This window comes from Streptomyces sp. NPDC059456, from assembly GCF_042750055.1.
In the GTDB taxonomy this organism is placed as follows: Bacteria; Actinomycetota; Actinomycetes; order Streptomycetales; family Streptomycetaceae; genus Streptomyces.
Genome location: NZ_JBHYVA010000281.1, coordinates 1 through 10,063 on the forward strand (window position 1 = coordinate 1; position 10,063 = coordinate 10,063).

The 10,063-nt window shown below is 72.3% G+C and carries 9 protein-coding genes and 1 pseudogene; 3 read left to right on the forward strand and 7 right to left on the reverse strand.

The window, feature by feature from the left end; translation table 11 throughout:
• Positions 1 to 2,197 (forward strand): ATP-binding protein (locus ACFXA3_RS23240; protein WP_385189574.1); only part of this gene is annotated, 2,197 nt, incomplete at its 5' end.
• 70 nt (positions 2,198 to 2,267) lie between these two features.
• Here ACFXA3_RS23240 and nucS read toward each other — a convergent pair.
• Positions 2,268 to 2,939, reverse strand: a complete 672-nt coding sequence (gene nucS / locus ACFXA3_RS23245) for an endonuclease NucS (RefSeq protein ID WP_385189577.1) — start codon at positions 2,937 to 2,939, stop codon at positions 2,268 to 2,270.
• A 220-nt stretch (positions 2,940 to 3,159) separates the two neighbouring features.
• On the opposite strand from nucS, the gene ACFXA3_RS23250 reads away from it, so the two are divergent.
• Positions 3,160 to 3,552, forward strand: a complete 393-nt coding sequence (locus ACFXA3_RS23250) for an SCO5389 family protein (RefSeq protein WP_030153794.1) — start codon at positions 3,160 to 3,162, stop codon at positions 3,550 to 3,552.
• A gap of 133 nt (positions 3,553 to 3,685) precedes the next feature.
• Here the strand turns inward: ACFXA3_RS23250 and ACFXA3_RS23255 are convergent, their stop codons facing one another.
• Entirely contained in the window at positions 3,686 to 4,705 is a 1,020-nt protein-coding gene (locus tag ACFXA3_RS23255) for an LLM class flavin-dependent oxidoreductase (RefSeq protein WP_385189579.1), read from the reverse strand.
• Positions 4,706 to 4,956: 251 nt separating this feature from the next.
• On the opposite strand from ACFXA3_RS23255, the gene ACFXA3_RS23260 reads away from it, so the two are divergent.
• The gene (locus ACFXA3_RS23260) at positions 4,957 to 5,304 is read left to right on the forward strand and encodes an ATP/GTP-binding protein (protein WP_385189580.1); all 348 of its coding nucleotides are present in this window, start codon (positions 4,957 to 4,959) and stop codon (positions 5,302 to 5,304) included.
• An 18-nt stretch (positions 5,305 to 5,322) separates the two neighbouring features.
• On the opposite strand, the gene ACFXA3_RS23265 is transcribed toward ACFXA3_RS23260, so the two are convergent.
• The 5 genes and pseudogenes from ACFXA3_RS23265 to ACFXA3_RS23285 form a co-directional block, all read right to left on the reverse strand.
• On the reverse strand, positions 5,323 to 6,156 hold the full coding sequence (locus ACFXA3_RS23265) for an ABC transporter permease (RefSeq protein ID WP_385189583.1): 834 nt from the start codon (positions 6,154 to 6,156) through the stop codon (positions 5,323 to 5,325).
• Positions 6,153 to 7,280 carry an ABC transporter ATP-binding protein gene (locus tag ACFXA3_RS23270; RefSeq protein WP_385189584.1) on the reverse strand — a complete coding sequence of 376 codons (1,128 nt, stop codon included), beginning with the start codon at positions 7,278 to 7,280 and terminating at the stop codon, positions 6,153 to 6,155. Before ACFXA3_RS23270 ends, ACFXA3_RS23265 begins: the two co-directional genes overlap by 4 nt.
• 204 nt (positions 7,281 to 7,484) lie before the next feature.
• Positions 7,485 to 8,264, reverse strand: coding sequence for an ABC transporter permease subunit (locus ACFXA3_RS23275; protein ID WP_385189589.1), 780 nt, complete (start codon positions 8,262 to 8,264; stop codon positions 7,485 to 7,487).
• 2 nt (positions 8,265 to 8,266) lie between these two features.
• Positions 8,267 to 9,265 carry an ABC transporter ATP-binding protein gene (locus tag ACFXA3_RS23280; RefSeq protein WP_385189587.1) on the reverse strand — a complete coding sequence of 333 codons (999 nt, stop codon included), beginning with the start codon at positions 9,263 to 9,265 and terminating at the stop codon, positions 8,267 to 8,269.
• 137 nt (positions 9,266 to 9,402) lie between these two features.
• Positions 9,403 to 9,954 (reverse strand): annotated as a pseudogene (locus ACFXA3_RS23285) (cellulose-binding protein); the annotation flags it as partial.
• Between the last annotated feature and the right edge of the window lie 109 nt (positions 9,955 to 10,063).

Consider the following 10,063-nt stretch of genomic DNA (forward strand, 5'->3'; position numbering starts at 1 on the left):
GCCGCCCGCCCTGCCCGGCCCCGCCGCCCCGGCCCCGCCGCTCCTCGCGCGCGAAGAGGAACGGGAACGGCTCGTACGGCTGCTGAGCCGCGGCCGCTCCATACGACTGACCGGACCCGCCGGGTCCGGACGCACCGCCCTCCTCGACGCGGTCGCCGCCGACTGCGCGGGACTGGCACCCGACGGCGTCGTACGGCTCAGCGGATACGGGCACCAGCAGCCCGGCGAACTGCTGCACGCGCTGTACGCCGCCGTGTACGAGGCCTCCCGGGAACGCCCCGAGCGGACCCAACTCCTCACCCGTGTCCGGGACATCGGCGCCATCGTGCTCCTCGACGACCTGGAGATGGGCGGCGCCCCCCTCGACGAGCTGCTCCGCGCCACCCCCGAATGCGCCTACCTGCTGGCCACCACCCCCGACACCCGCGCCCCTTCCGACGACTCGCACCTGGAAGAGGTCTTCCTCGGCGGACTCGGCCGGGCCGAGTGCCTGGAACTCCTCGAAGCGGGCGTCGGCCGGGCCCTGACCGAGGAGGAGACCGCCTGGGCGGGAGACCTGCGGTTCGCGTCCGAGGGGCTGCCGCTGCGCTTCGTCCAGGCGGCCGCACTGCTGCGCCAGCGCGACGAACGCAACCTCACCGCGTCCGGCGACGAGGACGAGGAGCCCGGCGTCTTCGAAGAGCGGCAGCGGGACGCCGCGTTCGTCCCCCTGCCGACGCTGGCCGAGGGCGCGGCCCCCGCCGAGCTGCTGGCCTCCCGGGTCAGCGAGTCGGCTCGGGCGGCGCTGCGGATCGCGTGCGCGCTCGGCGGTGAACTGCCGCACCACGCCCACCTGCCCGCCCTCGTGGGGGACACCCACGCCGACGCCGCCGTCGCCGAACTCCTCGGCTGCGGACTGCTCACCCCGGTGGGCACCCGCTACCGGCTGGCCTCCGGGGTCGCACGGCAGCTGGAGGAGGCCGGCTTCGGCGACACCGCGGCGGAGGAGGCCCGGACGGCAGCCCGCCACTACGCCTGGTGGACCGGACACGCCTCCGTGACCCCGGAGCGGGTCGCGGCGGAAGCGGACGCGGTGCTGGCGGCGCTGGCCGGGGCCGACGTGGTGGCCGCCGTCCTGCTGGCCCGGACCGCGGCCCCGGCGTTCGCGGCCTCGCGGCACTGGGAGGCCTGGGAGCGGGTGCTGCGCTCCGGGGCGGAGGCCGCGCGCAAGGCGGGAGAAGTCGCGGAACAGGCGTACTTCCACCACGAACTCGGTGTACTCGCCCTGTGCGAGGGGCGCCTGGACCGGGCGCGGGCCGAACTCGAGGCGTCCATCGGCCTGCGGGGCGCGCTCGCCGACAAGCGGGGCACGGTGGCGGGCCGTCGGGCACTCGCGCTCGTCACGGACCGCGAGAAGGCGGGCGTGGCGGTGTCGCCGCCGCTGCGGCTGGAGGCGCCGGTGGCCACGGCCACGCCCACGTCCCCGCCCGCGGTCGCGCCGGAGGCGGTGACGACGGTGTTGCCGGCCGCGACGCCGCCCGCGCTGCCCGCGTCGTCCGGGCCGTCCGGGCCGTCCGTGACGGTCACGACCCCGATGACCCCCGTCGTGCCGGTGATCGGGCGGCCGGCGGTGGCGCCGACGACGCTGTCGGAGGTGTTCGAGGAGGCCTTCCCCCTCGACCCGAAGCCGACGCAGGCTGCGCCGTCCTTCCCTCCCGCGCGCCCCTCCGCCGCGTCAGCGGCGCGCGCCCGGGCGCGCCGGAAGCCGGTGCTGCTGGCGGCGGCGGGAGCGCTGACGGTGGCGGTGCTGGGCACGGTGGTCGCCCTGACGATGACGGGCTCGGACGACCCCGAGGTCCCCGCGGGCGGTACCGGCCCGGCGGCGTCGTCGGCACCGACGCCCGCGGCGGGCGTGGCAGGAACCAGCGGGAACGATCCTGCACCGGATCCGGGGACGACCGCGCCCGATGCCCCGGCATCCGACTCCCCGGAGCAGGGCGTCAGCCCGGACCCGAACCAGACCTCCCGTACGCCGTCGCGCAAGCCGCAGACGGCGCCGGTGCGCACTCCGTCGTCATCGGACCCGAACCCGGACCCGGAGCCGTCGTCCCCGAAGCCGGACCCGACGCCCTCCGCGCCGACGCCGACGCCGTCCGTGACCCCGCCGTCGACCCCCACCCCCACGACGAGCCCGGCCGGCAGCCCGTCGAGCACCTAGCCCGCGCGTCGAGCCCCGCCGGCGTTCGAGGCGGCGGGGCGCGGTGTGGGAGGCGCGTGGTCGCGTCCGGTCAGAACAGGCGGAGCTTGTCGTCCTCGATGCCGCGGAGGGCGTCGTAGTCCAGGACCACGCAGTCCATGCCGCGGTCCGTGGCCAGAACGCGGGCCTGCGGCTTGATCTCCTGGGCCGCGAACACCCCGCGGACCGGGGCCAGGTGCGGGTCGCGGTTCAGGAGTTCCAGGTAGCGGGTCAGCTGCTCGACGCCGTCGATCTCGCCGCGCCGCTTGATCTCCACCGCCACCGTCGCGCCGGAGGCGTCCCGGCACAGGATGTCCACCGGCCCGATCGCCGTCATGTACTCGCGCCGGATCAGCGTGTAGCCCTCACCCAGCGTTTCGATCCGGTCGGCCAGCAGTTCCTGCAGGTGCGCCTCGACGCCGTCCTTGATCAGGCCGGGGTCGATGCCCAGCTCGTGGGAGGAGTCGTGGAGGACTTCCTCCATGGTGATGATGAGCTTCTCGCCCGCCTTGTTGACGACCGTCCAGACGCCGGCCTCATCACCGCTCCCCTCCTTGAGGGTGCACGGGGGCGACATCCAGTTGAGCGGTTTGTACGCCCGGTCGTCCGCGTGGATCGAGACACTGCCGTCGGCCTTCACGAGGATCAGACGGGGTGCCGAGGGCAGGTGGGCGGTGAGCCGGCCCGCGTAGTCGACGGAGCAGCGGGCAATGACGAGACGCATGGTCGGCAACGCTACTCGACGAGAAGCCCTCCACGCGATTCGCCCCCGAAAGCCCCCTTCGCGGATGGCGCGTTGTATGCGCATTCTCCTGGTGCGCCACCCACGGGGCGCCTACCGTGGTGAGCGGGAGGTGGCGGAGCGTGCACTCTGCGTCGCGACCTCCTTCCCTGCCCGTAAGACTCCGGCAACCCAAACGGCCGGGGTCGCGAGAGGAGAACCCATGTCGCTCGACGTCTCACCGGCCCTACTCGAACAGGCCGAGCGAGGCGAGGTCGACGAAGCCGCTTTCGTCGACTGCGTCCGGACCTCCCTGCCCTTCGCGTGGGAGATGATCAGCTCGCTGGTGGCCCAGCTGAAGGTGGACGGCGGAGAGTTCGCCGACAACCAGACGCCGCCGCCGGACGAGCAGGCGCGTGGCCAGCTGCTGCGTGCCCTTGCGAGTGACGCGATACGGGGTGCCCTGCAGCGGCACTTCGGGGTGCGCCTGGCGTTCCAGAACTGCCACCGGGTGGCCGTGTTCCCCCTGGATCCTTCCTCGGACGACCGGCTCGCCAAGTTCACTTCGATCCGCGGCCAGCTGCTCAACCAGTCGCCCGAGCTCCGGGACTGCTGACCGTACGACCCGTACGACCAGCAGCACCCGTACCACCAGCAGCATCCGCACCACATGTTCAGCCCGCACGACCGTACTCCGCTGCCGCTCCGTATCGCGGGAGGTGTGTGCCACTGATACCGGAGCGGCAGCCTCAGCCGAGGCGGGGCAGGACCTCGGCGCCGAGGCGCCGTACGTTCTCCTCCGTCGCGGCGAGATCCCCGGAACCTTCCGCCAGCAGGGCGAACCGCGTGATGCCCGTCCGCTCCGCCGTGGCCGCCAGCCGGTCCGCCGCGAGCCTCGGGGTGCCCACGGGGTGCAGATCGCAGAGCAGCTCCGTGTAGGTGACGGGGTCCCGCATCGCGCGCTCCCGGCCGTCCACCGTCACGTGCGCGTCGAGCCCCTGCTTCAGCCAGCCCGGCATCGCCTTCAGCAGGGCCTCCCGGGCGTCCGCCGTACGGTCCGCCAGCTGGCACACGCCCGCCGATACGTGCGGGGCGTCCGGGCTGTGGCCCGCCGCCGCGGCCGTACGCCGGTACAGTGCGACCATCGCCGCCTTGTCCTCGTCCCCGCAGTGCATGCCCAGCAGCATCGGCAGCCCCCGCTGCGCGGCCAGCCGGACCGACGCGGGAGAGGTGCAGGCGACGATCACTTCCGGCCCCGATCCGTCCCCGTCCAGCGCCTCCGACGGACGCGGTACGACGGCCACCTCGCGGAACCCGTACCGCCCGCCGGCGGCCGCCACCCGCGGCTCGGTGAGCCAGCGCCGCAGCAGGTCCAGGTCCTCCGGGAACTCCTTCTCATAGGCGTCCAGCCCCCCGCCGAACACCTCCAGGTCCACCCAGGGCCCGCCGCGGCCCACCCCCAGGGTGAACCGGCCGCCCGACGTCAGGTGCAGCAGCGCCGCCTGCTCGCCGAGGGCCACCGGGTGCGTGCTCGGCAGCACGCTCACCGCCGTGCCGACCCGCAGCCGCCGGGTCCGTCCCAGCAGCAGGGCCGCCAGGGTCACCGCCGACGGGCAGACCCCGTACGGGACGAAATGGTGTTCGGCGAGCCAGACCGAGTCGAGCCCGGACTCCTCGGCCACCTCTGCCGTCCGCACCGCCCGGTGCAGTGCCTCCCCCTGCCCCTGGCCCGGGAACTGGGCCGCCAGTACAAACGCTCCTACACGCATCGCCTTTACCTTCCTCGTGGCTGACGCGGCCTCCCCCAGGTGGACCGGTTTCCTCTGTTGGCAACAACGTCTGACACGTGCCAAAGGCACGGCCTGACAGGAAAGTTATTGGGATAGTCAGGCCAGTCGACGCCAGTGCGGCGGCGTCGGCTCCGTCAGCCGGCCTCTGTCAGCCACCCTGCGGGTACCGGGCCTCGCTGCGCGTAGTCTTGGGAGAAAGTCACTGCCGTCCGCCCATCCGTGAGGTATACGTGTCACCGCGCCACAACCGCCCCAGGGGCGGCGGGAATCCAGCCGACCGTCCGGAACCCGGCTCGGGCACCGGTTCGGGTGGCCTGGACCGGTTCGGTCTGGAACGGACCGAGGAGTACCAGGGCGAGGAGTGGAAGGTCCGGCACGTCGCGGGCGCGAGCGCGGCGGGCAAGCGCTACCGCTGCCCGGGCTGCGACCAGGAGATCCCCGCGGGCACCCCGCACCTGGTGGCCTGGCCGGAGTACGGCGGCGTGGACGACCGCCGGCACTGGCACAAGGCCTGCTGGAACGCGAAGGACCGCCGCACCTCGCGGGTGCAGCGGTCCAGGAACGCCCCCAAGTACTAGGGGGCGGGGGAGCGCGGATCAGACGTCGCGGCGGCCGACCACCACGTACGAGCCCGCCACCGCGGCGCCCGCCACCAGCAGGAGCAGCAGCAGGTGGGTCGCGGTGCCGGGCGAGGCCCCGGTACCGGCGTCCGGCAGGCCGAACAGCTGCATCAGGGCGACCGGTGCGTTGTAGCGCAGGATGGCGCTGCCGAGCGGGGCCATGGACTCCCACATGCTGAGCATCCCCCCTATCACCGGCGGCAGCGTGACCAGGCCCAGCATCACGGCGATCGCCCCGGCGGAGTGCCGCAGCATCGCCCCGACCGCGAGGGCGAGCACCCCCAGCAGGGTGACGTAGAAGCAGCCGCTCAGCGCGCGGGCCCACTCCCCGCTGCCGTGGTGCCCGGACGCGGCGCCGCCGCGCAGGATCGCCGAGGACAGCCCCACCAGCGCCACCGAACCGGCGACGGCCAGGAACGCGACGGTGGCGAAGACGAGGTACTTCGCGGTCAGCACTCGGGCCCGGTCGGGGGCCGCGGTGAACGTCGTACGGATCATGCCCGTTCCGTACTCGGAGGTGATCGTCAGGACGCCGAGCACCATCACGGAGATCTGCCCCACCAGCAGCCCGAACAGCGCGGGCGCCGTGAGCGGCACCTCCTGGTAGTCGGTGCTCCGGGTCTCGGAGACGGCCAGCACCCCGATGCCGACGACGAGCAGCACCATCGAGCCGAGCGTCCACACGGTGGAGCGCACCGAGATCATCTTCGTCCACTCCGAGGCCACGGCGTGCCCGAGGTGCGGGCGGGGCGTCGGCAGGGGCGAGCTGTAGCTCTTCGGCTGGTCCGCGGTGTTCGTGGGGCCGGTCATCGGGTGTCCTTGCGGGGGTCCGTCGGGGTGTTCTGCGCGGTGCCGGCGAGCTCGCCGGGGCTGGCGGGCATCAGGAAGGGCTGCCCGCCCGCGCCGGGCGGCGGGGGAGCGAAGAAGCCGCTCTGCGGCACCTCGGGCGCGGGGAGCTCCTCCTCCCAGGCGGGCAGGGCCAGCGGATCCGGTTCCCAGAGCTCGTTGCGCGGGTCCTCGGTGGAGCCGAACTCCACGGAGGGCTGGGTCATCCGCATGTAGGCCTCCTCCAGCGAGGCCCGGTGCGGGGACAGCTCCCACAGCCGTACGCCGGCCCCGTGCGCGAGGTCGGAGATCCGGGGGAGCTCCAGGCCGGTCACGCGCAGTGCCCCGTCGGGCTCCTGGAGCACCCGGCCGCCCGCCTTGGTCAGGGCCCCGCCCAGTGCATCCCGGCCATCTTGATCATTGTCGGCCGCGCGTACCCGCGCGAATCCGGCCGAGTTGTGCGCGATGAATTCCTGGGTGCCCATGTCGGCCAGCAGCCGGCCGCGGCCGATCACGACGAGGTGGTCGGCGGTCAGCGCCATCTCGCTCATCAGGTGCGAGGAGACGAACACGGTGCGGCCCTCGGCGGCGAGCCGGCGCATGAGGGTGCGGACCCAGAGGATGCCCTCGGGGTCGAGCCCGTTGACCGGCTCGTCGAAGAGCAGCACCTGGGGGTCGCCGAGGAGCGCGGCGGCGATGCCGAGCCGCTGGCCCATGCCGAGCGAGAAGCCCTTCGTGCGCTGCTTGGCCACGTCCTGGAGGCCGACGACGGCCAGGACCTCGTCCACCCGCCTCTCGGGGATGCCGGAGAGCTGCGCGAGGGACAGCAGGTGCCTGCGGGCCCGGCGGCCGCCGTGCACGGCCTTCGCGTCGAGCAGGGCCCCGACGTGCCGCTGGGCGTTGGGCAGCTGCCGGAAGGGCGCGCCGTTGATCGTCACGGTGCCGGCCGTGGGCCGGTCCAGTCCGAGGATCATGCGCATGGTGGTGGACTTCCCGGAGCCGTTGGGCCCCAGGAATCCCGTCACGTGACCCGGCCTGACCTGGAAGGACAGCTGGTCGACGGCGGTCTTGGCGCCGTAGCGCTTGGTCAGGCCGACTGCCTCGATCATTGCTCTGCCCCTTGCCAGGACCGGACGGCTTTCGTCCGCGTAAGGGTTAAGAGGATATCGAGTCGCCTACGGTTCCATCCCGGACCGGATCCCTGAGCTGTCCCTGACTCCGACCCGGGGATGACCCGTAGTGCGGGGGACGTCCGTCACGGGAGGGACGTCCGTCACAAGAGGGACGTCCGCCTCGTCCGCCTCGTCCGTCCGTCAGGCGTCGCGCTTCTTCAGCACCAGGTAGCCCCCGAGCGCCGAGGCCAGCACCCACAGCGCCATGATCCCGAAGCCGCCCCACGGTCCGTAGGGGGCCTCGCCGCTGTCCATCGCGCCCGGGACCACCTGCATGATCTTGGAGCCCGCCTGGTCCGGGAAGTACTGGGCGACCTTGCGGGTGGCGCTGACCGCCCCGAGGATCGTCGAGACGAGGAAGAAGAACGGCATCAGGATGCCGAGCGAGAGCATGGAGCTGCGCAGGATCGTCGCCACGCCCATCGAGAACAGCGCGATCATGGCCATGTAGAGGCCGGCGCCGATCACGGCGCGCAGCACGTTCGGCGCGTCGATGCCGATGCTGCGGTCGCCCAGGATGGCCTGTCCCAGGAAGAAGGACAGGAAGCTGGTGACGAGGCCGACGGCCAGCGCGAGGCCGGTGGCCACGATGAGCTTGCCGGCCAGGAAGTTCGCACGGCGCGGCACGGCGGCCAGCGAGGTGCGGATCATGCCCGAGCTGTACTCGGTGCCGATCACCAGCACACCGAAGACGATCATGGCGAGCTGGCCGAGGGTCATGCCCGCGAAGCTGGCCAGGGTCGGGTCGAAGGTGATCTGCTGCTCCTTCGGCATGTCGTCGAAGGTGGCGTTGAAGACGGCGCACAGGCCGGCGCTGACGCCGACCGTCACCACCAGCGCCGCGACCAGGGTCCAGGTGGTGGAGGCGACGGTGCGGATCTTGGTCCACTCGGACCGGAGAACGGCGGGGAAGGAGGACATGGTCACTGCCCGCCCTTGCGCGTCGCCTCGTAGCCGGCGCCCCACGCGGGGGCCTCGGCCGGGCCGGGACCCGGGGGGATGCCCGGGGTGCCGGGTGCGTGGGCGTGGTACTCGACGGAGTCCGCCGTCATGCGCATGAACGCTTCCTCCAGTGAAGCCCGTTGCGGGCTGAGTTCGTGCAGCACGATCTGATGCTGGGCGGCCAGCTCGCCGAGCTGTTCCGGGCCCACCCCGTCGATCTCCAGTGCGCCGGTCGCCGGGACGCTGATGGCGTCGATCCCGGCTTCGTGCAGGACGTCCTTGAGCCGCTCCTGCTGCGGTGAGCGCAGCCGGACGTAGCTGCGCGAGTTCTTGTGAATGAAATCAGCCATAGACATATCAGCCAACAGCTTTCCCTGACCGATGACGATCAAATGGTCCGCCGTCAGCGCCATTTCGCTCATCAGGTGGGACGAGACGAAGATCGTCCTGCCCTCCGACGCAAGCCCCTTCATGAGATTCCTGATCCAGAGAATTCCCTCCGGGTCCAGACCATTGACGGGCTCGTCGAACATGAGGATCTCCGGGTCGCCCAGCAGCGCGGAGGCGATTCCCAGGCGCTGGCCCATGCCCAGCGAAAATCCTTTCGACTTCTTCTTCGCCACGGGCGTCAGTCCGACGAGATCCAGCACCTCCGCGACCCGGCTCTCCGGGATCCGGTTCGACTGGGCAAGGCAGAGAAGGTTGTTGTAGGCGCTGCGGCCGCCGTTCATGGCTTTGGCGTCCAGCAGCGCCCCGATGTGCTTCAGCGGTTCCGGCAGGTCCCGGTAGTGCTTGCCGTCGATCCGGACCGTACCGCTGGTCGGGTTGTCGAGGTCGAGCATCATGCGCATGGTCGTGGACTTCCCCGCCCCGTTGGGGCCGAGGAAGCCGGTCACCACCCCCGGTCTGACCTGGAAGCTGAGGTGGTCCACGGCGGTCTTCGCGCCGAATCGTTTCGTAAGGCCCTCAAGCTCGATCATGACGCTCACGCTAGAACGCCCGAGGGCCCCACGCCACCTCAAAAGGGTGACATAGGGCCCTCGGGCAGGACATTCGTCCACGAGCCGGTAGACGGCGGCGGTCCGACCGGTCGACGGCCGGTGAACTGCCGTGCGTACTAGCGGCTCTGCTGCGCCGGAACGCCGCGGGTGACCGGCTCGTCGTCGACGATCGGGTTGGCCGCCGCGACGGCCGCGCCGGTCAGCGTCGCCAGCATCTCGCGGACGTTGGTGAGCTGGGCGTTGATCGAGTCGCGGCGGTTGGTGAGCGCAGCCAGCTCGCGCTCGGACTCGCTGCGGATGCGGTCCGCCTTCGCGTTGGCGTCGGCGACGATGTCCTCGGCCTGGCGCTGCGCGGTCTCCACGGTCTGGCGGGCGCGGCGTTCGGCGTCCGTGCGCAGCTTCTCGGCCTCCAGGCGCAGCTGCTCGGCGCGGTGCTCGATCTCGGCGAGGCGCTTCTCGGCCTTCGCCTGACGCGAGGCCAGGTCGCGCTCGGACTGCTCGCGGCGCTTGGCCAGGTTGGTCTCGAAGTCCGCGGCGGCCTGGGCGGCCTTGGCGCGCGTCTCCTCGAACAGGGCGTCGGCCTCCTCGCGCTTGGAGGCGGCGTCCTTCTGGGCCTCGGCGCGCAGGGTGGAGGCGTCGCCCTTGGCCTTCTCGACGATGCGGACGCCCGCGGCCACCCCCCACCACAATGGGTCGGCGGCGCAACCAACCCCGGGGGTTGGCGCCGCGAGGGGCGCCCCCACCCCGCGCGCACCCGGGGGCGCCGCGCGCTGATAA